Source organism: Bacillus sp. JZ39, assembly GCF_053903145.1.
In genome coordinates, this window is sequence record NZ_CP096389.1 from 1,545,098 (window position 1) to 1,567,358 (window position 22,261).

At 43.3% G+C, this 22,261-nt stretch carries 20 protein-coding genes; 19 read left to right on the forward strand and 1 reads right to left on the reverse strand.

Annotated features, from left to right (window positions below; all coding sequences use genetic code 11):
- Positions 1–21: 21 nt before the first annotated feature.
- On the reverse strand, positions 22–504 hold the full coding sequence (locus M1D65_RS08125; protein ID WP_014476736.1) for an N-acetyltransferase: 483 nt from the start codon (positions 502–504) through the stop codon (positions 22–24).
- 159 nt (positions 505–663) lie between these two features.
- Here M1D65_RS08125 and M1D65_RS08130 point away from each other — a divergent pair, with 159 nt between their 5' ends.
- The 19 genes from M1D65_RS08130 to ftsZ all read left to right on the forward strand — a co-directional run bounded on the left by M1D65_RS08130 (position 664) and on the right by ftsZ (position 22,233).
- Positions 664–1,560 (forward strand): 2-dehydropantoate 2-reductase, encoded by an 897-nt coding sequence (locus M1D65_RS08130; protein ID WP_003232206.1) that lies wholly within the window; start codon positions 664–666, stop codon positions 1,558–1,560.
- 70 nt (positions 1,561–1,630) lie between these two features.
- Positions 1,631–3,250 carry a bacillithiol biosynthesis cysteine-adding enzyme BshC gene (bshC, locus tag M1D65_RS08135; RefSeq protein WP_103803453.1) on the forward strand — a complete coding sequence of 540 codons (1,620 nt, stop codon included), beginning with the start codon at positions 1,631–1,633 and terminating at the stop codon, positions 3,248–3,250.
- A 125-nt stretch (positions 3,251–3,375) separates the two neighbouring features.
- The gene (gene mraZ, locus M1D65_RS08140; RefSeq protein ID WP_003221402.1) at positions 3,376–3,807 is read left to right on the forward strand and encodes a division/cell wall cluster transcriptional repressor MraZ; all 432 of its coding nucleotides are present in this window, start codon (positions 3,376–3,378) and stop codon (positions 3,805–3,807) included.
- A 69-nt stretch (positions 3,808–3,876) separates the two neighbouring features.
- Positions 3,877–4,812, forward strand: a complete 936-nt coding sequence (gene rsmH, locus M1D65_RS08145; RefSeq protein WP_014479723.1) for a 16S rRNA (cytosine(1402)-N(4))-methyltransferase RsmH — start codon at positions 3,877–3,879, stop codon at positions 4,810–4,812.
- A gap of 39 nt (positions 4,813–4,851) precedes the next feature.
- The gene (gene ftsL / locus M1D65_RS08150) at positions 4,852–5,205 is read left to right on the forward strand and encodes a cell division protein FtsL (protein ID WP_003232200.1); all 354 of its coding nucleotides are present in this window, start codon (positions 4,852–4,854) and stop codon (positions 5,203–5,205) included.
- A 5-nt stretch (positions 5,206–5,210) separates the two neighbouring features.
- Positions 5,211–7,352, forward strand: coding sequence for a penicillin-binding protein 2B (pbpB, locus tag M1D65_RS08155; protein ID WP_456270833.1), 2,142 nt, complete (start codon positions 5,211–5,213; stop codon positions 7,350–7,352).
- A gap of 116 nt (positions 7,353–7,468) precedes the next feature.
- Entirely contained in the window at positions 7,469–9,409 is a 1,941-nt protein-coding gene (locus M1D65_RS08160) for a stage V sporulation protein D (RefSeq protein WP_003245048.1), read from the forward strand.
- A gap of 175 nt (positions 9,410–9,584) precedes the next feature.
- The gene (locus M1D65_RS08165) at positions 9,585–11,069 is read left to right on the forward strand and encodes a UDP-N-acetylmuramoyl-L-alanyl-D-glutamate--2,6-diaminopimelate ligase (RefSeq protein ID WP_103803455.1); all 1,485 of its coding nucleotides are present in this window, start codon (positions 9,585–9,587) and stop codon (positions 11,067–11,069) included.
- A gap of 111 nt (positions 11,070–11,180) precedes the next feature.
- Positions 11,181–12,155 (forward strand): phospho-N-acetylmuramoyl-pentapeptide-transferase, encoded by a 975-nt coding sequence (gene mraY, locus M1D65_RS08170; protein ID WP_003232192.1) that lies wholly within the window; start codon positions 11,181–11,183, stop codon positions 12,153–12,155.
- Positions 12,156–13,511 carry a UDP-N-acetylmuramoyl-L-alanine--D-glutamate ligase gene (gene murD / locus M1D65_RS08175; RefSeq protein WP_120028068.1) on the forward strand — a complete coding sequence of 452 codons (1,356 nt, stop codon included), beginning with the start codon at positions 12,156–12,158 and terminating at the stop codon, positions 13,509–13,511.
- Between the two features lie 60 nt (positions 13,512–13,571).
- Positions 13,572–14,672, forward strand: coding sequence for a stage V sporulation protein E (gene spoVE, locus M1D65_RS08180; protein WP_003244810.1), 1,101 nt, complete (start codon positions 13,572–13,574; stop codon positions 14,670–14,672).
- Between the two features lie 120 nt (positions 14,673–14,792).
- Positions 14,793–15,884: an undecaprenyldiphospho-muramoylpentapeptide beta-N-acetylglucosaminyltransferase gene (murG, locus tag M1D65_RS08185; protein ID WP_015383602.1), complete on the forward strand. Its 1,092-nt coding sequence runs from the start codon at positions 14,793–14,795 to the stop codon at positions 15,882–15,884.
- A 31-nt stretch (positions 15,885–15,915) separates the two neighbouring features.
- Complete coding sequence (gene murB, locus M1D65_RS08190) at positions 15,916–16,827, forward strand: UDP-N-acetylmuramate dehydrogenase (protein ID WP_021479336.1); 912 nt, start codon at positions 15,916–15,918, stop codon at positions 16,825–16,827.
- A 129-nt stretch (positions 16,828–16,956) separates the two neighbouring features.
- Positions 16,957–17,748: a cell division protein DivIB gene (gene divIB, locus M1D65_RS08195; protein ID WP_021479335.1), complete on the forward strand. Its 792-nt coding sequence runs from the start codon at positions 16,957–16,959 to the stop codon at positions 17,746–17,748.
- Positions 17,745–18,440 (forward strand): DUF881 domain-containing protein, encoded by a 696-nt coding sequence (locus M1D65_RS08200; protein WP_015483203.1) that lies wholly within the window; start codon positions 17,745–17,747, stop codon positions 18,438–18,440. Before divIB ends, M1D65_RS08200 begins: the two co-directional genes overlap by 4 nt.
- A gap of 22 nt (positions 18,441–18,462) precedes the next feature.
- A complete protein-coding gene (locus M1D65_RS08205) occupies positions 18,463–19,170 on the forward strand; it encodes a DUF881 domain-containing protein (protein WP_032725658.1) in 708 nt (235 codons plus the stop codon).
- A 17-nt stretch (positions 19,171–19,187) separates the two neighbouring features.
- Complete coding sequence (locus tag M1D65_RS08210) at positions 19,188–19,553, forward strand: small basic family protein (RefSeq protein ID WP_003238683.1); 366 nt, start codon at positions 19,188–19,190, stop codon at positions 19,551–19,553.
- A 173-nt stretch (positions 19,554–19,726) separates the two neighbouring features.
- Positions 19,727–21,049: a cell division protein FtsA gene (gene ftsA, locus M1D65_RS08215; protein ID WP_003232169.1), complete on the forward strand. Its 1,323-nt coding sequence runs from the start codon at positions 19,727–19,729 to the stop codon at positions 21,047–21,049.
- 35 nt (positions 21,050–21,084) lie between these two features.
- Positions 21,085–22,233: a cell division protein FtsZ gene (gene ftsZ / locus M1D65_RS08220; RefSeq protein WP_003232167.1), complete on the forward strand. Its 1,149-nt coding sequence runs from the start codon at positions 21,085–21,087 to the stop codon at positions 22,231–22,233.
- The last annotated feature ends 28 nt before the right edge of the window (positions 22,234–22,261 follow it).

The following is a 22,261-nucleotide window of genomic DNA, read 5'->3' on the forward strand; positions in this document are numbered from 1 at the left end:
ATAGGCCGGTTGTTTTTATTTCTATGCAGACTCTCCCGGTGTCATTTCATGATCCATATCAGGATGCCAGATGAGCGGGTTTTCCCCTTTGTCCCGCGCCATATCATACTTAACAGTTTTAAAGTTCATTTTGTTCCAAAATTCCGCTGATTTCATTCTCGGATTTGTCCGGATCGGCATTTTGAATGATTTTGCAAATTCAACCAAGGCTCTCCCGTATCCCCTGTTCTGGTAGCCCGGAAGAACCTCAAGCTTCCACAGCTCCAAATAATCCTGGCGGTTGTCAAAATAGGGATTCGATTTGCCGTTAACTTGATACAGACTCATTCGTGCTACAAGTTTATCGCCAAAATAAATCCCGTAAAAAGGCGAGGTGCTGTCATTTTCAATAATATTATCCTGAAGTTCTTCAAGCATTGAAAGCTCCTGAATGCCGTATTCTTTGAATTTCTTGAATTCTTCCAGCGTTTTATAGTTGATAAGCAGACGTTCTACCTTTGTCAAACAAATCTCCCCCTTTGTTGTTTCTACATATATTGTAAACGCTTTATTTAAAAAATCCAAATATTTAAACTTTAATTTTAAGCACATGGGATCTTTGAGAAGTAATTTCTTCTTACTTCTGCTATGATAATACGTAAATGCTAAATTGGGTGTGACATCATGAAAATTGGAATTATCGGCGGAGGCTCCGTCGGTCTTTTATGCGCCTATTATTTGTCACTTTATCACGACGTGACTGTTGTGACGAGGCGGCAAGAACAGGCTGCGGCCATTCAGTCTGAAGGAATCCGGCTTTATAAAGGCGGGGAGGAATTCAGGGCTGATTGCAGTGCGGACACGAGTATCAATTCGGACTTTGACCTGCTTGTCGTGACAGTGAAGCAGCATCAGCTTCAATCTGTTTTTTCGTCGCTTGAACGAATCGGGAAGACGAATATATTATTTTTGCAAAACGGCATGGGGCATATCCACGACCTAAAAGACTGGCACGTTGGCCATTCCATTTATGTTGGAATCGTTGAGCACGGAGCTGTAAGAAAATCGGATACAGCTGTTGATCATACAGGCCTAGGTGCGATAAAATGGAGCGCGTTCGACGATGCTGAACCAGACCGGCTGAACATCTTGTTTCAGCATAACCATTCGGACTTTCCGATTTATTATGAGACGGATTGGTACCGTCTGCTGACGGGCAAGCTGATTGTAAATGCGTGTATTAATCCTTTAACTGCGTTATTGCAGGTGAAAAATGGAGAACTGCTGACAACGCCAGCTTATCTGGCTTTTATGAAGCTGGTATTTCAGGAGGCATGCCGCATTTTAAAACTTGAAAATGAAGAAAAGGCTTGGGAGCGGGTTCAGGCTGTTTGTGGACAAACGAAAGAGAATCGTTCATCAATGCTGGTTGACGTCATTGGAGGCCGGCAGACGGAAGCTGACGCCATTATCGGATACTTATTGAAGGAAGCAAGTCTTCAAGGTCTTGATGCCGTCCACCTAGAGTTTTTATATGGCAGCATCAAAGCATTGGAGCGAAATACAAACAAAGTCTTTTGAGCTTTTTCGGTAACATGCTATACTCATTTCGGATCACTAACTATTTATTGGAGAAAGGAAGTTCTAGAAGATGCAGCTAACTGAACTTTCCATCAAAAATCAGAATGTGTTTGTACAGCACTATATAGATGGCAAAGAAGAAATGTCTTCTTTTTTTGATTACAGTATTCATCATAAGGACATGTGGCGCGAAAGACTGGAAGACTTATCTTCCCGGTTTTTCGCAAGAGAGGAATTGGCGGCGTACTTAACCTCTTACCATAATAAATTCGGTTCAAGTGCGATGCAGTCTGCTATTGAGAAGCTGAAGGACCCGTCAAGTGCCGCTGTAGTCGGCGGACAGCAGGCAGGACTTTTAACAGGACCGCTTTACACCATACATAAAATCATTTCAATCATTGTTTTAGCAAAGCAACAAGAAAAGGAACTGCAAGTGCCTGTCATACCAATCTTCTGGGTGGCTGGAGAAGACCACGATTTGGATGAGATTAATTTTGTTCACACATCTGAAGAGAATGGGCCTGTGAAAAAAAAGCTGCCTCAGTCTTATTGGAAGAAATCATCAGCAGCGAGTACATCGCTTGATCAGGAAAAGTGTGCCGCGTGGATAGATGATGTTTTTGCCGCTTTTGAAGAAACAGACCATACGAATACACTTCTCGACAATGTGAAACGATGTTTAAGGGAATCTGTTACGTTTACTGACTTCTTTGAGCTGCTGATCGCGGATTTGTTCCAAGAAGAGGGCTTAGTTTTATTAAATTCTGGAGATCCGGGGATTAAAAAGCTGGAAACGGCCATGTTCCAAAAGATTCTTCGAGAAAATGATGAACTCGCCCGCGCTGTATCAGATCAGCAGGCCTTCATGCGTCAAGCAGGCTACAAACCGATTATCGAGTCCGGAAAAGAGCAGGCGAATCTGTTTTATGAATACGAAGAAGAGCGTTTTTTAATTGAAAAAGACAACGGCCGATTTGTCATCAAAGAGCTTGATCTAGGATGGACGATGGATGAACTTCATACACATATGGAAGAACATCCAGAGCGTTTCAGCAACAATGTTGTAACGAGACCGTTAATGCAGGAATTTCTCATTCCGACTTTAGCATTTATTGCAGGGCCTGGAGAAATCAATTATTGGGGCGAGCTCAAACAGGCTTTTGCGGTGATGGGCTTTAAAATGCCTCCTGTCATGCCAAGGCTGAACATTACGATACTTGAGCGGCATATTGAGAAAAAACTGGTTGAACGGAATATCTCATTACAAGACGCGATTGAGCGCGGAACGGAGAATCAAAGAGAGACATACTTCGAGCGCCAGATTCCGGAAGAGTTTACGGCGGTGATGGATCAGGCGAAAAGCCAAATTGAAGCGATTCACAAAACGGTCCGGCAGGAGGCGTTAAAGGTTGATCAAAGCATGGAACCTTTACTCCTGAAAAATGCCGCTTTTATTCAGGATCAGCTTCAATTCTTAGAGCGCACAGTGACGAAGCGAATTGAAGAAAAAGAAGGCTACGTTTTGAAGGATTATGAAAGAATTCAAAATAGCATTAAGCCGCTTCTTGCGCCGCAAGAACGGATTTGGAATATCATGTATTATTTGAACAGGTATGGTCCAAAATTCTTCACGACATTCAAGAATCTGCCATTTTCTTTTCAAAATCAACATCAAGTTGTCAAACTTTGAAATAAAGTTTTAAAGAACCCTGAATAGTTCAGGGTTTTTTTTTATGGGTAAACAGTGTAAAATGAAGTTGTGGAGCGAAGTGGTGAATAGTGGTGAGTTAAGGAGAGAAAGTGGGGCAAGAGATCATGTTTATGGGTGAATATCAGCATACCATCGATGCGAAAGGCCGCATGATCGTACCCGCTAAATTCAGAGAAGGCCTAGGTGAGCAATTTGTGCTGACTAGAGGACTTGACCAATGTCTCTTCGGCTACCCTATGCACGAATGGAAACAAATTGAAGAAAAACTAAAAGCTCTTCCTCTCACAAAGAAAGATGCCCGCGCGTTTACCCGTTTCTTCTTTTCAGGGGCGACTGAATGCGAGCTGGACAAGCAAGGCAGGGTAAATATCGCATCATCTCTATTGAATTACGCCAAACTGGAAAAAGAATGTGTTGTTATCGGGGTTTCTAATCGAATTGAATTGTGGAGTAAAGTAATTTGGGAACAATACACAGAAGAGCAAGAAGATTCATTTGCTGAAATTGCTGAAAACATGATTGGGTTTGATATATAATGATTCTTCGTGTATAACACTCTAAAAACAATTTCAATTCATCCTGATAAAAGGTGGGACCAACACAATATGTTTCAACACAAGACAGTACTTCTTCGTGAAACCGTAGACGGACTTAATATTAAACCAGACGGTACATATGTAGACTGCACACTCGGCGGAGCTGGGCATAGTACATACTTATTGCAGCAGTTATCCGAGAAGGGGCGTTTAATCGCTTTTGACCAAGATGATACGGCATTACAGCATGCTAAAGAAGTGTTGTCCGATTATAAAGGACAGCTCATTCTGATTAAAAGCAATTTCAGGTATTTAAAAGAATGTTTGAATGAACAAGGCATTACAGAAGTAGACGGTATTTTATTTGATTTAGGGGTGTCCTCTCCGCAGCTGGATACACCTGAGCGCGGATTCAGTTACCATCATGACGCACCGTTGGACATGAGGATGGACCAGTCGGCTACGCTTTCGGCGAAAGAAGTCGTTAATGAGTGGCGCTATGAGGATCTCGTCCGTATTTTCTTTAAATACGGAGAAGAGAAGTTCAGTAAACAGATCGCCAGAAAAATTGAGGAGGCAAGAATGAAGTCTCCTATTCAAACTACGGGCCAACTGGTCGATCTAATAAAAGACGCGATTCCCGCTCCAGCGAGAAGGAGCGGCGGACATCCCGCTAAACGCGTGTTTCAGGCAATCAGAATTGCCGTAAACGATGAACTTAGGGTGTTTGAAGAAGCTTTGGAGCAGGCAATTGAGGTTCTGAAGCCAGGGGGCAGGGTATCGGTCATTACCTTCCACTCGCTAGAAGACAGAATTTGCAAAACCACTTTTAAAGAAAAGTCGTCGCTTCCGGAACTTCCTCCGGGGCTTCCTGTTATACCGGAAGAGTTTGAACCGGAGCTGAAGCTCATCACACGAAAACCGATTACGGCATCTCAAGAAGAGCTTGAAGAGAACAACCGGGCTCGTTCTGCCAAGCTTCGGATTGCTGAAAAAAGAAAATAACGAAACGCGAACGCAAAATTAAAAGGAGGTCATCAGCCTATGAGCAATTTAGCTTACCAACCAGAGAAACAGCAGCGTCATGCGATCAGTCCTGAGAAAAAAGTGATTGTCAAGAAAAGGGCTTCCATTACTCTCGGAGAAAAAGTGCTTCTTGTCCTCTTTGCTGCGGCGGTGCTCAGCGTATCGCTTTTGATCGTATCGAAGGCGTATGCGGCATATCAAACCAATATTGAGGTGCAAAAGCTTGAGGAGCAAATTTCATCCGAAAATAAGCAAATTGGTGACCTCGAAAAAAGCGTTGCTGATTTAAGCAAACCGCAGCGCATTATGGACATTGCGAAAAAGAACGGCTTGAATTTAAAAGATAAAAAAGTGAAAAACATACAGGAATGATTCAAATGCCAAAAAAGAATAAATTTATGAATAGAGGAGCAGCGATTCTAAGTATTTGTTTCGCTCTCTTTTTCTTTGTCATCCTGGGGAGAATGGCATATATTCAAATAACCGGAAAAGCGAACGGCGAAGTGCTTGCGACAAAAGCGACAGAGCAGCATGAAAAGAAACGGACCATCGAAGCGAGCCGCGGCTCGATTTTAGACCGAAAAGGAAAAGTCATAGCAGAGGACACAGCGACGTATAAATTGATTGCGATTCTCGATAAAAAAATGACCACTGATGTCAAGCATCCTCAGCATGTTGTAAACAAAGAAAAAACGGCGGAAGCATTGTCTAAAGTGATAAACTTGGACAAGGCCGACATCCTTGATATCTTAAATAAAGATGCAAAACAAGTCGAGTTTGGCTCAGCTGGCCGGGATATTACGTATTCACAAAAGCAAAAAATTGAAAAAATGAAACTCCCGGGCATTTCATTTTTGCGGGATACAAAACGCTACTATCCAAATGGTATTTTCGCATCCAATTTAATCGGCTATGCCGAGGTTGATCAAGACACAAATGAAATTTCCGGCGCGATGGGGTTAGAAAAAGTGCTGGATAAGTATTTGAAGGAGCGCGACGGATATGTGACATATGAAAGCGACAAATCCGGCTGGGAGCTCCCGAACAGCAAAAATAAAATTACAGCGCCAAAAAATGGTGACAATGTATATTTAACCATTGACCAGAAAATTCAAACCTTTTTAGAAGACAGCATGACAAAAGTAGCGCAAAAGTATAATCCGAAAAAAATCATGGCCGCAGTTGTCGATCCGAAAACGGGCAAAGTCCTTGCTATGGGACAGCGCCCAAGCTTTGATCCGAACAAGCGCGATGTGACAAACTACTATAATGATTTGATTTCATATGCGTATGAGCCCGGATCAACGATGAAGATCTTTACACTCGCTGCTGCGATGCAGGAAAACGTGTTTAATGCGAACGAACAATATAAGTCAGGGACATTTGAAGTTGGCGGAGCACCTGTTAAGGATCACAATAACGGTGTAGGCTGGGGTCCGACAACATATCGTGACGGCGTCCTAAGATCGTCGAATGTCGCTTTTGCGAAACTTGCGAAAGAAAAGCTGGGATATGACCGCCTCAATCAATATTTGCACAAATTCAATTTTTACCAGAAAACAGGTATTGATTTGCCAGGAGAAGTCTCCAGTAAAATCAACTTTAAATATGAATTTGATAAGGCGTCAACTGCATACGGCCAAGCGTCTGCGGTCACACCAATTCAGCAGCTTCAGGCCGCGACGGCAATTGCGAATGACGGCAAAATGATGAAACCTTATGTCATTGACCATATCGTTGACCCAGATAAAGATAAAACTATTTATCAAAATAAGCCGGAATCAGCCGGAACCCCAATTTCTGCAAGCACAGCGAAAAAGGTGCGGGATATATTGGGAGAAGTCGTTACATCGAAGATCGGAACAGGGCAAGCTTATAAAATCGAAGGTTTTGATGTTGCCGGGAAAACAGGTACTGCGCAAATAGCCGGTAAAGGCGGATATTTAGACGGCACAGATAACTATATTTTTTCGTTTATGGGTATGGCTCCAAAAGATAATCCTGAGCTATTAATTTATGTTGCTGTACAGCAGCCGCAGCTAAAAGCAGGTCAGAGCAGTTCAGAACCAGTATCTGAAATCTTCAACCCAACAATGAAAAACAGCCTGCACTATCTGAATATTGAACCAACTGAAAAATCTGACTCAGATAAGGAAGAAACAAAAGCGCAGACAATGCCTGATTTAACAGATCAAACGGTAGCTGCTGCTCAAAAGAAAGCAAAAGAGGAGAATCTCACACCAATTGTCATTGGCAGTGATGTCGCTGTAAAAGAACAGTATCCGAAAGCGGATGAGGAAGTTCTCACCAATCAAAAGGTCTTCCTGAAAACGGGCGGCAAAATCAAAATGCCTGATATGACTGGCTGGTCGAGAAGAGAGGTTCTTCAGTACGGTGAGCTCGCGGGAATTCATATTGAAGTAAACGGGCAAGGCTACGCTGTCAGCCAAAGTGTTAAGAAAGACAAAGAAATCAAAGACAAAACCGTAATCAAGGTTAAGTTTAAAAATCCTGATTAAAAAGAAAGCTTGCGTTATGCAGGCTTTCTTTTTTTATGCCTTCAGAGGAGCATCGTTCTACCTGTCCAATTTCAGGCATAAAATGAAACAAGCCTAAATAAGGAGTGAACGGTCTCTTGCGCGTCTCGAATGTAACGGTTAGAAAACGTTTATTATTTGTTTTGCTTTTTGGCGTGATCGTGTTTCTGATCATTGATACAAGGCTGGGGTATGTTCAGTTTGTGATGGGCGAAAAACTGACTTCGCTGGCGAAAGATTCCTGGAGCCGGAACTTGCCGTTTGAGCCGGAGAGAGGCGAGATACTGGATCGGAATGGTGTGAAGCTCGCAACAAACAAAAGTGCGCCGACCGTATTCGTCGTGCCGCGCCAAGTTCAGAATCCGATGAAAACGAGCAAGCAGCTTGCGGCGGTGCTCAATATGTCAGAAGAAAAAGTATATAAACATGTGACAAAAAAAGCGTCAATCGAAAAGATCACTCCTGAAGGGAGAAAAATTTCAAATGAGAAGGCGAAAGAAATCAAAGCGCTTGATTTAAAAGGTGTGTATGTTGCGGAGGACAGTATCCGTCATTACCCGTTCGGCAGCTTTTTATCTCATGTGCTTGGATTTGCAGGAATTGACAACCAAGGGCTCCTTGGACTTGAAGCCTATTACGACGATGATTTAAAAGGGGAAAAAGGTTCTGTTAAGTTTTATACAGATGCCAAGGGTAAAAAAATGCCTGATGAAGCGGATGACTATACGCCGCCTAAGGATGGGCTTGATATGAAGCTGACGGTTGATTCAAAGGTCCAGACGATAATGGAAAGAGAGCTTGATAACGCTGAGGCCAAATATCATCCGGACGGCATGATTGCCGTAGCCATGAATCCGAAAAACGGAGAAATTTTGGGGATGTCTAGCAGGCCTGACTTCGACCCTGCTGATTACCAATCTGTTGATCCGTCCGTCTACAATCGAAATCTGCCAGTATGGAGCACGTATGAACCGGGATCTACCTTTAAAATTATTACACTTGCAGCAGCCCTTGAAGAGCAAAAAGTAAATTTGAAACGGGATCAATTTTATGATAAAGGGCATGCGGAAGTGGACGGAGCGAGACTGCGGTGCTGGAAAAGAGGCGGGCACGGGCTGCAGACGTATCTGGAAGTTGTGCAGAACTCCTGCAACCCGGGGTTTGTTGAATTAGGCGAGCGCTTAGGAAAGGAAAAGCTTTTCAAATATATCAAAGACTTTGGTTTTGGACAAAAAACGGGGATTGATCTCCAAGGCGAGGGAACAGGCATCTTATTCCCGCTTGAGAGAGTGGGCCCGGTGGAGCAAGCAACTACGGCTTTCGGACAGGGAGTATCCGTCACGCCGATTCAGCAGGTTGCAGCAGTATCCGCCGCTGTAAACGGAGGAACCCTCTACACACCTTATATTGCAAAGGAATGGATCGATCCTGTTACGAAGAAAACGGTCAAAAAACAATCACCAATCGCAAAGAAACAAGTCATTTCTGAGGAAACATCCAAACAAATCCGCTATGCTCTAGAAAGCGTCGTCGCAGAAGGAACCGGCCGCAATGCATTTGTAGAAGGATATCGTGTCGGAGGAAAAACGGGAACTGCACAAAAGGTTAAAGATGGAAAATACCTTGAAAACAACCATATTGTATCATTTATCGGTTTCGCGCCAGCTGATGATCCGAGTCTAGTCGTCTACGTTGCGGTGGATAACCCGAAAGGCACGATTCAATTTGGGGGAACGGTTGCAGCGCCTATTGTCGGAAATATTATGAGAGACAGTCTGCCGGAACTTGGTGTGAAGCCCCGGAAAAATCAAATCGAGAAAAAATACCAATGGAACGACACAAAAACAATAGAAGTTCCGAATGTTGTAGGGATGTCTGTCTCAGATCTTGAGTCACTATTGGTGAATCTCAATGTGGATGCTTCCGGGAAAGGGAGCAAAATCGTTAAACAATCGCCAGCTGCCGGAACGAAAGTAAAAGAAGGCTCAAAGATACGCGTGTATTTGACTGAAGAAGATGAAAAGGAGGCAGCCGATTGATTCGGACTGCCTATTCTTTTATTGCAGAAAAAATGCTGATATCTTTCAAGATTAGCTGGATGTATCCTTTTATTTACGCTAAAATATGAACTGTATGCTTAAAATCATTACCACATCATTTGATGTGACTTCAATGATAAAAAGAACGAATTAGAATGTTGAGAGGTTTGATACGATGAAACTTACAAAGCTGCTTACATACTTAACAACCGAACCTTCTGTAAACGACTCACAAGACCCTGAAATAACTTCAATTGAGATGGACTCCAGAGAAGTAAAGAAAGGGAGTCTTTTTGTATGTGTAAAAGGGTATACGGTGGATGGCCACGATTTTGCGCAAAAAGCAGTAGAAAACGGCGCAGCGGCTATTGTGGCAGAAAGAGAGGTCGATGTGAATGTTCCTGTTATTATTGTCAGGCAGTCACTTCGCGCGCTCAGCGTTTTGTCTGATGCGTTTTACGGACAGCCGACGAAGAAGCTTCAGCTGATTGGCATAACAGGGACAAACGGCAAAACATCAACGACCCACATGGTCGATGAGATTCTGAAAAAAGCGGGAAAACGCACAGGCTTGATCGGTACAATGTACATGAAAATCGGAGACGAAACACTTCCTGTTAAAAACACGACTCCGGAAAGCGTCACGCTGCAGAAAACGTTTAAGAAAATGAATGACAAGCACGTTGACACTGCAATCATGGAGGTTTCTTCCCATGCTTTGTCTTTAGGGCGCGTCCATGGCTGTGATTATGATATTGCCGTGTTTACGAATTTAACACAGGACCATCTGGACTATCATAAAACGATGGATGAGTACCGGCATGCAAAAAGCTTGCTCTTTTCCCAACTTGGCGGGGCTTTCAACCACGAACATCCAAAGCGTGCCGTCCTGAATGCTGACGATGAGGCGAGCGCTTATTTTGAAAAGGTAACAGCTGCGCATATCTCTACATACGGAATTAAAAACGATGCTGATGTGATGGCGAAGAACATCAGTATCACTGCACAGGGCACAAGCTTTGATCTCGTGACAAACAAAGGCACGAAGCACATCACGATGTCTCTCGTCGGACAATTTAATGTGTATAACGTGCTGGCCGCTGTTGCGACATGTATTGCAGCAGGCATACCGTTTGAAATCATCACTGAGGCTGTTGAAGAATTGCATGGTGTAAGAGGCCGTTTTGAATTGGTCAATCAGCAGCAGGAGTTTCCTGTCATTGTAGACTACGCGCACACACCGGACAGCCTTGAAAATGTGCTGGAGACATGCAGAGATATGACGGAAGGAAAGCTATTTGTCGTTGTCGGCTGCGGAGGAGACAGAGATAAGACGAAGCGCCCGAAAATGGCTAAAATTGCTGTGGAGCTGGCTGACGAGCCGATTTTCACGTCAGATAACCCGAGAAGCGAAGATCCTCGCGCGATTTTAAGAGATATGGAAGCCGGAGTAGAGAGCGCATACTATCACAGTATTGCAAACCGCGAGCAGGCGATCTTTTTCGCAATTGCCAATGCCAAAAAAGGCGACGTTGTCCTCATTGCCGGAAAAGGACATGAAACCTATCAGCAGATCGGAAATGAAACTTTCGATTTTGATGATGCTGAAGTAGCGGCGAGAGCCATTGTTGAACTCAATAAGAATAAGACGAATTCATAGGAAAGAGATGTTACTGAATAATGGAGCTTGAAAAGATTTTTCATATGGAAAAAAATCATGAATATGATAACTACGTATGTCGTTTGAAAGAAACAGGAGGAGAAAAGGACAATGCTTGAGCAAGTCATTCTGTTTACAATTTTAATGGGGTTTTTAATTAGTGTTCTGCTCTCTCCGATTCTTATTCCGTTTTTAAGAAGATTAAAATTCGGCCAGAGTATTAGAGAAGAAGGACCGAAATCACATCAGAAAAAATCAGGGACACCGACAATGGGCGGGGTCATGATCATACTTTCTATCATAGTGACAACAATTGTGATGACACAGAAGTTTTCAGAAATAAGCCCCGAAATGGTGCTGCTTCTGTTTGTTACGCTAGGCTACGGTTTGCTTGGCTTTTTAGATGATTACATCAAGGTTGTCATGAAGCGCAATCTTGGGTTGACATCAAAGCAAAAGCTGATCGGACAAATTATTATTGCAGTTGTATTTTACGCCGTGTATCATTATTACAATTTTGCGACTGATATTCGCATTCCTGGAACTGACTTATCATTTGATCTTGGCTGGGCTTACTTTATCCTTGTGCTCTTTATGCTAGTCGGCGGATCAAACGCAGTTAACCTGACTGACGGCCTTGACGGGTTATTATCCGGTACTGCGGCGATTGCCTTTGGCGCCTTTGCCATTTTGGCATGGAATCAGTCTCAATATGACGTAGCGATTTTCTCAGTTGCCGTTGTCGGTGCAGTTCTGGGCTTCCTTGTATTTAATGCTCATCCGGCCAAAGTTTTTATGGGAGATACGGGATCGCTTGCATTGGGAGGAGCCATTGTTACCATTGCCATTTTAACGAAATTAGAGATCCTGCTGGTTATCATCGGCGGTGTATTCGTTATCGAGACATTATCTGTTATTTTGCAGGTCATCAGCTTTAAAACGACAGGTAAACGAATCTTTAAAATGAGTCCGCTTCATCACCATTATGAGCTTGTCGGCTGGTCTGAATGGAGAGTAGTCGTGACGTTTTGGGCTGCGGGACTTTTGCTTGCCGTTTTAGGAATTTACATCGAGGTGTGGTTATAAGTGGAAAATGATCAATTTTTACAGAAACAGCATTTTTTAATCCTTGGGCTTGCGAAAAGCGGATATGCGGCGGCCTCCATTCTTCATGAAAAAGGCATTTATGTTGCAGTCAATGATCAAAAGCCTTTTGAAGAAAATGAACCGGCACAAAAGCTTTCTGAAAAAGGAATCGAAGTTGTTTGCGGAGAGCATCCAGTTTCTCTGTTCGATCAGCATCAAATCACGATTCTGATCAAAAACCCGGGAATTCCTTATGAAAATATTATGGTTCAGGAAGCGGAGAAACGAGGCATTCCGGTTTGGACGGAAATTGAGCTCGCTTACTACCTGACCAGCGCCAAGTTTATCGGGATTACCGGATCGAACGGTAAAACGACCACGACAACGCTAATTTACGAAATGCTCAAAGCAGACTCGCAAAAAGCACTGATTGCCGGAAACATCGGCACAGTCGCAAGTGAGGTTGCCTATCATGCTGATGGAGATGAATGGATCGTTACTGAACTGTCTTCGTTTCAGCTGATGGGAACACACGCTTTCAGACCGGAAATCAGCCTGATTTTAAATGTATTTGACGCCCATCTGGATTATCACCATACGCGCGAAAACTATGAAAAAGCGAAACAGAAAGTATACCTTCATCAGACTGCTTCAGATAAAGCCATTGTCAACCAGGATGATGAAACCGTCGTGCGTCTTGCTGAAGCCGGAAAAGCCGAAATCGTCCCGTTTTCAGGCAGCAAAACGCTTGAACAGGGCGCATATGTAAAAGACAGTATGATTATGTTTAACGGCGAAGCCATTCTTCCTCTGGAAGAGGTTGTACTGCCCGGTGCTCATAACCTGGAGAACATTTTAGCAGCTATTGCAGTTGTGAAAACGGCAGGAGCTTCCAATGAGGCGGTTAAAAAGGTGCTGACAAGCTTTACTGGTGTGAAGCACCGCCTCCAATATGTCACAACTGTGAATGGCCGCAAATTTTATAACGACAGTAAAGCAACAAACATTCTGGCGACAAGCAAGGCGCTTTCAGCTTTTGATAAGCCGGTCATTCTGCTTGCGGGCGGACTGGATCGCGGAAATGGTTTTGATGACTTGAAACCTTATATGAAGCATGTCAAAGCAGTGCTTACATTTGGCCAGACGGCGCCAAAACTTGAGAAACTCGGCAATGAACTGGGAATACAACATGTCAAACGTGTCGATAATGTTGAACAAGCAGTATCTGCGGCGTTTGCGCTCTCAAATGAAGGAGATGTCATCCTGCTGTCACCCGCGTGTGCGAGCTGGGATCAATTCAAAACATTTGAAGAACGCGGTGACATGTTTATAGATGCCGTGCATATGCTTAAGTAAGGGCTTGTCTTGAAGTAAATCGGCAGCCCTAATGACTTTAAGCTTGGGGTGTCGATTGCTTTGACTACTAAAAAAACATCGCCTGATTTGTTATTGGTCATCATTACGTTATTATTATTAACAATCGGATTAATTATGGTGTACAGTGCGAGTGCGGTATGGGCGGATTATAAATTTGACGACTCATTCTTTTTCGCGAAACGGCAGCTTTTGTTTGCGGGAATCGGCGTCATTGCTATGTTTTTTATCATGAATGTCGATTATTGGACTTGGAGGACATGGTCCAAATTGCTAATGGTTATCTGCTTTTTCCTTCTGGTGCTTGTTTTGATACCGGGCGTCGGAATGGTGCGGAACGGTTCAAGAAGCTGGATCGGAGTCGGAGCATTCAGCATACAGCCTTCAGAGTTTATGAAGCTTGCGATGATTGCATTCCTTGCTAAATTTCTCTCTGAAAAACAAAAAAACATCACATCGTTCAGACGGGGGTTCGTCCCCGCACTTGGCATCGTGTTTTCAGCATTTTTGATTATCATGTGCCAGCCTGACCTCGGAACGGGGACAGTAATGGTCGGAACTTGTATTGTCATGATTTTTGTAGCCGGCGCGCGGATCGCCCATTTCGTCTTTCTCGGGCTGATCGGCCTCAGCGGATTTGTCGGGCTCGTACTATCGGCTCCATATCGAATTAAACGGATTACCTCATACTTAAATCCATGGGAAGATCCGCTCGGAAGCGGATTTCAGATCATTCAATCGCTTTATGCAGTGGGGCCCGGCGGGTTGTTCGGAATGGGGCTCGGACAAAGCAGACAGAAGTTCTTTTATCTGCCTGAGCCGCAAACAGACTTTATTTTCGCCATCTTGTCAGAGGAGCTGGGCTTTATCGGGGGAACACTTATTTTGCTCCTCTTCAGCGTCCTGCTGTGGAGAGGAATCAGAATTGCGCTTGGTGCCCCTGATCTGTACGGAAGCTTTGTCGCAGTCGGCATTATTTCAATGATTGCCATTCAAGTCATGATAAATATCGGCGTAGTCACGGGCCTGATTCCTGTAACAGGCATCACGCTCCCGTTTCTGAGCTACGGAGGCTCTTCATTGACTCTAATGCTGATGGCAGTTGGTGTGCTGCTGAATGTAAGCCGCTACTCGAGGTATTAACGAATGTATGTCCATGCTTCCTGTCTAACATGAAGCTTGGAAACAATTGATGCGATAACCCTGTCCAACAAAACAGGGTTATCGTTATGTTATAGAGAAACTTAGACTGGGGGAAAAGAAATGCGAATTGCAATAAGCGGAGGCGGTACAGGGGGACATATTTATCCTGCGCTTGCTTTTATTAAAGAAGTGCAAAGACGTCATCCTAATGTGGAATTTTTATATATCGGAACAGAAAACGGGCTGGAGAAAAAAATTGTTGAGCGGGAGAATATACCGTTTCGTTCAATTGAAATTACAGGATTTAAAAGAAAATTGTCATTTGAAAATGTCAAGACTGTGATGCGTTTTCTGAAGGGCGTCAAAAAGAGTAAATCGTATTTAGCGGAATTTAAGCCCGATGCCGTAATTGGAACGGGCGGTTATGTATGCGGGCCGGTTGTTTATGCCGCTGCGAAAATGGGAATTCCGACTATTGTCCATGAACAAAACAGCCTGCCGGGCATCACGAATAAGTTTCTTTCAAAATATGTTAATAAAGTAGCGATTTGTTTTGAAGAAGCGAAATCACATTTTCCTAGCGAGAAAGTTGTATTTACGGGAAACCCGAGAGCCTCTGAAGTCGTCTCAATAAAGACGGGACGATCAATGGCTGAATTTGGGCTTTCTGAAGACAAAAAAACGGTCTTAATTTTCGGCGGAAGCCGAGGCGCTGCACCGATTAACCGCGCTGTCATTGACATGCAGGATGCGCTGAAAACAAGAGACTATCAAGTGCTGTATATCACCGGTGAAGTTCACTATGAAAAAGTAATGAATGAGCTGAAAAGCAAGGGCGCCGCTGATAATATGGTCACAAAGCCGTTTCTTCATCAAATGCCTGAGTATTTAAAGGCCATTGATGTCATTGTGGCCAGAGCCGGTGCGACAACGATTGCCGAAATTACTGCTCTCGGAATCCCAAGTGTTCTGATCCCAAGTCCATATGTGACAGCGAATCACCAGGAGGTCAATGCGAGATCTCTTGGCCAGCATGATGCGGCGATTGTACTGAAAGAAACAGAGCTCAGCGGGGAGAAGCTGATTGAAGCGCTAGACCGGATTGTACTGAATGAGCAAACGTTAAAGGAAATGAGCGAACGAACAAAGTCACTCGGTGTTCCTGACGCGGCTGCCCGTTTATACAGCGTACTCGAGGAATTAAAAAAATAGTAGAAAAGCAAATGGAATGCGGAGGTTTACGATGGAGAAAGTGATACAGGAATTAAAAGAACGCGAAGTCGGCAAGGTTCTTGCAAATGAACCGCTCGCGAATCATACAACGATGAAAATCGGCGGACCTGCGGATGTATTGGTCATTCCAAGCAGTGTAGATGCTGTTAAAGACATCATGGACGTGATTAAAAAATATGATGTGAAGTGGACAGTCATCGGCCGCGGATCAAATCTTCTTGTTTTAGATGAAGGAATTAGAGGCGTAGTGATCAAGCTGGGTGCGGGTCTTGACCATTTGGAGCTTGAAGGGGAGCAAGTAACAGTCGGAGGCGGTTATTCAGTGGTCCGCCTTGCTACATCATTGAGCAAAAAAGGCCTGTCCGGTTTGGAATTTGCTGCCGGCATTCCAGGATCAGTCGGCGGAGCGGTTTATATGAATGCCGGCGCTCACGGTTCTGATATGAGCGAGATCCTCGTCAAAGCGCATATTTTGTTTGAAGACGGAACGATTGAGTGGCTGACAAATGAGCAGATGGATTTCAGCTACAGGACATCTGTACTGCAAAAGAAACGCCCGGGCGTTTGCCTTGAAGCTGTTTTGCAGCTGGAGCAGAAGGATAAGGAATCAATCGTTCAGCGAATGCAAAGCAATAAAGACTATAGAAAAAATACACAGCCGTATTCAAGTCCTTGTGCGGGAAGCATATTCAGAAATCCGCTTCCCAATCATGCCGGGAACCTTGTAGAAAAAGCAGGCTTGAAAGGATATCAAATCGGCGGTGCAAAGATATCGGAGATGCACGGAAACTTCATCGTCAATGCGGGGGGAGCATCAGCAAAAGATGTGCTTGATCTCATTGACCATGTGAAAAAGACAATCCGTGAAAAATACGAGATTGATATGCACACAGAGGTTGAAATCATCGGCGGAAATCGCTGATTCAAGTTCTGACTGAAGCTGTTCATATGATATACTGTAAGCAAACGACAAACGGCATCATAGTATGCCGTTTGTTTTGGAATAGACAGACTTTTAACAGCTGTTTCATTTGAATGAGGTGAACAGGCAATGAACCCGGGTCATGACCGAGAAAAAATCGTTAACATTGAAGAGCGGATCCCTAAAATTAAAGAGCAGAGGAAACAAAAGGCAAACCGCCGTCTCATTTCATTTATTATGCTCTTTTTTATTATGGTGCTGATCATTGTGTACCTGCAAACACCAATCAGTAAAGTATCAACAATCTCTGTTACAGGGAATGAAAATGTATCAAAAAAGGAAATTATCGACCTTTCCGATATTAACAGCGGAGATACTGAGTTTTGGAGTTTGGACAAGCAAAAAACAGAAAAGAAGATTCAGCAAAATAAATTAGTGAAAAAAGCGGAGATCAGCAAATCGCTTCCTAATAAAATCAACATTGCAATCGAAGAATATAAAGCGATTGCTTATTTAGAAAAAGACGATGTGTACTATGAAGTGCTTGAAAACGGCTCAGTTCTGCCAAACGAAGTAACGCCGGATGATGCCGGACCGATTTTAGTGAATTGGACAAACGCGAAGAAGCGGTCTCAAATGGCCAAGCAGCTCGATGCGTTGTCAAATTCGTTAAAACAGTCGATTTCAGAGATTTATTATACGCCTGTAAAAATGGATGAAAACCGTATTAAGTTGTACATGAACGACGGTTATGTTGTCACTGCATCTATTAAAACGTTTGCAGACCGAATGAAGACGTATCCTTCTATCATTTCTCAGCTAAGCAGCAATAAAAAAGGAATCATTCATTTAGAAGTTGCCACCTATTTTGAAGAGTTTGGGAAAAACGATAAAGCTGCTAAAAAGGAAGATGAAAATTGAGGGGCAAATCAGCAGTCCTTCTTTCCTTGATTATGCTTATCGCAGGCTTTTTGATTTCATTTTCTTTTCAAATGACAAAAGAAAACAACAAAAGCGCGGCTGAGACGGAAGAGTGGAAAAAAGAATATGCGCTGAGAGATGAACTTCTGAAACAAGAGAAAGAAAATAAGAAGCTTGAAAAAGAATTATATCAAAAGCAAAACAAAGTCCGCCAGGCGGAAAATAAGCTGAAGAAAGAGAAGTCGGAATACTATAATGTCCTCGAAGATACAGAAAAATACAGGATGTATATTGGGGAAGTCGGTGTGCAGGGAGAAGGCGTTGAGGTGACATTGGAAGATGCGTCATACATACCGGAAGGGGAGAATGTGAATAGTTACATCGTTCACGAAAGCCATATCTTCCAAGTAGTAAACGAACTGTATATCTCAGGAGCGGCAGCTGTCGCCGTTAATGGACAGCGTTTGACGCATGATTCGTATATCAAATGCAATGGTCCTGTGGTAACGGTAGACGGGGTGCAGCATCCCGCTCCGTTTACGGTATCCGCTATTGGAGATCCAGATGTCCTGCTGCCCTCGTTAAATATCGCAGGAGGCCTAATTGATCAGCTGTCAATGGATCATATTTCTGTGTCGGCAGAAAAAGAGAAAAACGTACAAATGAAACCGATTCTGAAAACGAAGGAATGACTGAAAAAGCGGGTGAAATAGATTGAAAATAAAGCGTTCCTTCATAAGCATCAGTGTGCTTATGGTCATCTTCGGCCTGATGATATCTGTTCAGTTTAATTCGTTAAAGCACCCCAAAGTCCGGGATACAAGAGATATGTGGGATATTAGGGAAGAGCTGACATCAGAGCAGAAGAAGCAGGAAAAGCTGCTGGCTGAAATAAACAAATATGACAAACTGCTGAATAGCTATTCGCAAACGAAAGAAATGACAAAAGAAACCGCGCTAAATAATACCTTGCAATCCTTAAAAAAAACAGCCGGCATGACCGATATAACAGGTAGCGGAATTGTCATTACGATTTCCCCGCTTTTTTCTGAAAGCTTAACAGGAGAGCCGGTCGAAAATCCGCCTCCGGATTTGCTGAAAAAGCTGATTAATGAACTCAACTCCTACGGTGCAGAGCATATCTCGATTAACGAGCGAAGAGTTGTGAATCATACAGTCATCAGAGATATAAACGGCACTACAAAAATAGACGGATACGCCCTTGACGATTATCCTTTAACAGTAAAAGTGCTTGCCAAAGATCCGGACATGTTACACAGCAGAGTGAAGGGGTCAGGCCTTGAGGATCTTTTTGCATCTGAAAATTTAGCATTAAAAGCCGGTAAATCTGAAAGCAAACTAACATTAAAAGCATATGACAGACCACTGGACGTACAACAGCTGAAACTGCTTAAAGACTGAAAAGGAGGAGAATTGTCATGTGGCTGCCCGTGTTGGGACTGGTGCTCGGAATAGCGATTGGACTAATGACAAACTTAACGATACCGAGTGAATACTCAAACTATTTATCGCTTGCGGTGCTTGCCGCACTTGATACATTAATCGGCGGAATCAGGGCGCATTTACAAGGTACATATGATGAAATGGTATTTGTTTCCGGTTTCTTTTTTAATATTATATTGGCAATAAGTTTAGCTTTTCTGGGAGTCCATCTTGGTGTAGACTTGTATTTAGCAGGTATATTCGCATTTGGAGTCAGATTATTTCAGAATATAGCCGTTATCAGAAGAAATCTACTAACAAAGTGGACTCTTTCTAAAAAAAATAAAAAAAATGTGATATAAAAGAGGATATACATAGGATATAACGAATATTTTCAATAAACATAAAATGTGAAAAGCACATAAAAATATTCTGTTGTTATTTTTTGTTACACACTTGTAAAGCCACATTCATTGTATTGTTGTTCCGCAAATAATAGAATAGAAATGATCGAAATGTGAGGAGGTGCCATAGAATGAACAACAATGAACTTTACGTCAGTCTTGACATCGGTACGTCCAATACAAAAGTGATCGTCGGAGAAATGACAGATGATTCCCTTAATATTATCGGTGTGGGAAATGTACCGTCTGAAGGGTTGAAAAAAGGCTCAATCGTTGATATAGATGAGACCGTTCATTCTATAAGAAAAGCGTTTGACCAAGCTGAAAGAATGGTAGGTTTTCCGCTTAGAAAAGCTATTGTCGGCGTTAATGGAAATTATATCAATATTCAAGATACAAACGGTGTTGTAGCAGTTTCCAGTGAAAATAAAGAAATTCAGGTTGAAGATGTACGCCGTGTCATGGAGGCGGCACAGGTTGTTTCCGTACCGCATGAACAGCTGATTGTTGACGTCATTCCTAAACAGTTTATCGTAGATGGAAGAGATGAAATCACCGACCCGAAAAAAATGCTGGGTGTGCGTTTAGAAGTAGAGGGCACCTTGATCACCGGTTCAAAAACAATCTTACATAACTTACTCCGCTGCGTTGAAAGAGCTGGTATTGAAATAACTGATATTTGCCTTCAGCCGCTGGCAGCCGGTTCTGCTGCATTATCAAAGGACGAGAAAAACCTTGGCGTGGCTCTCATTGATATAGGGGGAGGGTCAACAACCATTGCCGTATTCCAGAACGGACATCTCACTTCTACCCGTGTCATTCCTCTCGGAGGCGAAAATATCACCAAAGATATCTCCATCGGATTGAGAACGTCAACAGAAGAAGCAGAACGCGTGAAAAAGCAATTTGGACATGCCTACTATGACGAAGCTTCGGAAGATGAAATATTTGAGGTAACCGTTATAGGCACCAATCAAAAACAAACATTTACACAGCAAGAAGCAGCGAATATCATTGAAGCGAGAGTAGAGGAAATTCTTGAAATTGTTTCAGAAGAGCTTCGCAGTATGGGAATTACCGATCTGCCGGGAGGCTTCGTGCTGACAGGAGGACAAGCAGCTATGCCGGGTGTCATGTCTTTGGCACAGGATGTGCTGCAAAACAATGTCAGAGTGGCAAGCCCGAATTATATCGGTGTAAGAGATCCTCAATATATGACGGGAGTGGGCCTGATCCAATTCGCCTGCCGGAATGCAAGAATCCAAGGCAGAAAAATAGGCTTTAAGATGCCTGAAGAAGCGATACAGGAAATCGCAGTCTCATCATCTGAGGAACAAGAGCAGCATCATCACCAAAATGAGGTGCAGCAGCGGCCAAAAGGAAAACAAAAAACACAAGCCGAACATAATAAACAGAGCAAAATGAAAAAACTATTAAGCATGTTTTGGGAATAGATAGATAGTCATTCGGCAGATTAGGAGGATTTAGCATGTTGGAGTTCGAAACAAACATAGACGGCTTAGCATCAATTAAAGTAATCGGAGTAGGAGGCGGCGGAAACAACGCCGTTAACCGAATGATTGAAAATGAAGTGCAAGGAGTAGAGTATATCGCGGTAAACACGGACGCTCAAGCTCTTAACCTGTCAAAAGCAGAAGTGAAAATGCAAATCGGCGCAAAGCTGACTAGAGGATTGGGAGCAGGTGCGAATCCGGAAGTCGGGAAAAAAGCCGCTGAAGAAAGCAAAGAGCAGATTGAAGAAGCACTTAAAGGTGCTGACATGGTATTCGTGACAGCTGGTATGGGCGGCGGAACAGGAACAGGTGCCGCACCGGTTATCGCACAAATCGCTAAAGACTTAGGCGCATTAACAGTCGGCGTTGTGACAAGACCGTTTACCTTCGAAGGACGCAAAAGACAGCTTCAGGCTGCAGGCGGAATCTCGGCAATGAAAGAAGCGGTGGATACACTGATCGTGATCCCGAACGACCGTATCCTTGAAATTGTTGATAAAAACACACCGATGCTTGAAGCATTCCGTGAAGCGGATAACGTACTTCGCCAAGGGGTTCAAGGTATTTCTGACTTGATTGCTACACCTGGTCTTATCAACCTTGACTTTGCTGATGTGAAAACAATCATGTCAAACAAAGGATCTGCTTTGATGGGTATCGGTATTGCTACTGGGGAAAATCGCGCGGCAGAGGCAGCAAAAAAAGCAATTTCCAGCCCGCTTCTTGAAGCGGCCATTGACGGTGCGCAAGGCGTCCTCATGAACATCACTGGAGGAACAAACCTCAGCCTATATGAGGTTCAGGAAGCAGCAGACATTGTCGCTTCGGCGTCTGATCAAGACGTAAACATGATTTTCGGTTCTGTTATTAATGAAAATCTAAAAGATGAGATTGTGGTGACAGTGATTGCAACCGGCTTTATCGAACAAGAGAAGGACGTGACGAAGCCTCAGCGTCCAAGCTTAAATCAAAGCATCAAAACACACAATCAAAGTGTTCCGAAGCGTGAGCCAAAACGTGAGGAGCCTCAGCAGCAGAACACAGTAAGCCGTCATACTTCACAACCGGCTGATGATACGCTTGACATCCCGACATTCTTAAGAAACCGTAATAAACGCGGCTAATATAAAGGACAAAATCGTTTTCGATTTT

What these genes read in the sequence shown, in the direction of transcription:
- M1D65_RS08130 (WP_003232206.1), top strand. Translation starts at nt 664, where the DNA reads ATGAAAATTGGAATTATCGGCGGAGGCTCCGTCGGTCTTTTATGCGCC.
- bshC (WP_103803453.1), top strand. Translation starts at nt 1,631, where the DNA reads ATGCAGCTAACTGAACTTTCCATCAAAAATCAGAATGTGTTTGTACAG.
- mraZ (WP_003221402.1), top strand. Translation starts at nt 3,376, where the DNA reads ATGTTTATGGGTGAATATCAGCATACCATCGATGCGAAAGGCCGCATG.
- rsmH (WP_014479723.1), top strand. Translation starts at nt 3,877, where the DNA reads ATGTTTCAACACAAGACAGTACTTCTTCGTGAAACCGTAGACGGACTT.
- ftsL (WP_003232200.1), top strand. Translation starts at nt 4,852, where the DNA reads ATGAGCAATTTAGCTTACCAACCAGAGAAACAGCAGCGTCATGCGATC.
- pbpB (WP_456270833.1), top strand. Translation starts at nt 5,211, where the DNA reads ATGCCAAAAAAGAATAAATTTATGAATAGAGGAGCAGCGATTCTAAGT.
- M1D65_RS08165 (WP_103803455.1), top strand. Translation starts at nt 9,585, where the DNA reads ATGAAACTTACAAAGCTGCTTACATACTTAACAACCGAACCTTCTGTA.
- mraY (WP_003232192.1), top strand. Translation starts at nt 11,181, where the DNA reads ATGCTTGAGCAAGTCATTCTGTTTACAATTTTAATGGGGTTTTTAATT.
- murG (WP_015383602.1), top strand. Translation starts at nt 14,793, where the DNA reads ATGCGAATTGCAATAAGCGGAGGCGGTACAGGGGGACATATTTATCCT.
- murB (WP_021479336.1), top strand. Translation starts at nt 15,916, where the DNA reads ATGGAGAAAGTGATACAGGAATTAAAAGAACGCGAAGTCGGCAAGGTT.
- divIB (WP_021479335.1), top strand. Translation starts at nt 16,957, where the DNA reads ATGAACCCGGGTCATGACCGAGAAAAAATCGTTAACATTGAAGAGCGG.
- M1D65_RS08210 (WP_003238683.1), top strand. Translation starts at nt 19,188, where the DNA reads ATGTGGCTGCCCGTGTTGGGACTGGTGCTCGGAATAGCGATTGGACTA.
- ftsA (WP_003232169.1), top strand. Translation starts at nt 19,727, where the DNA reads ATGAACAACAATGAACTTTACGTCAGTCTTGACATCGGTACGTCCAAT.
- ftsZ (WP_003232167.1), top strand. Translation starts at nt 21,085, where the DNA reads ATGTTGGAGTTCGAAACAAACATAGACGGCTTAGCATCAATTAAAGTA.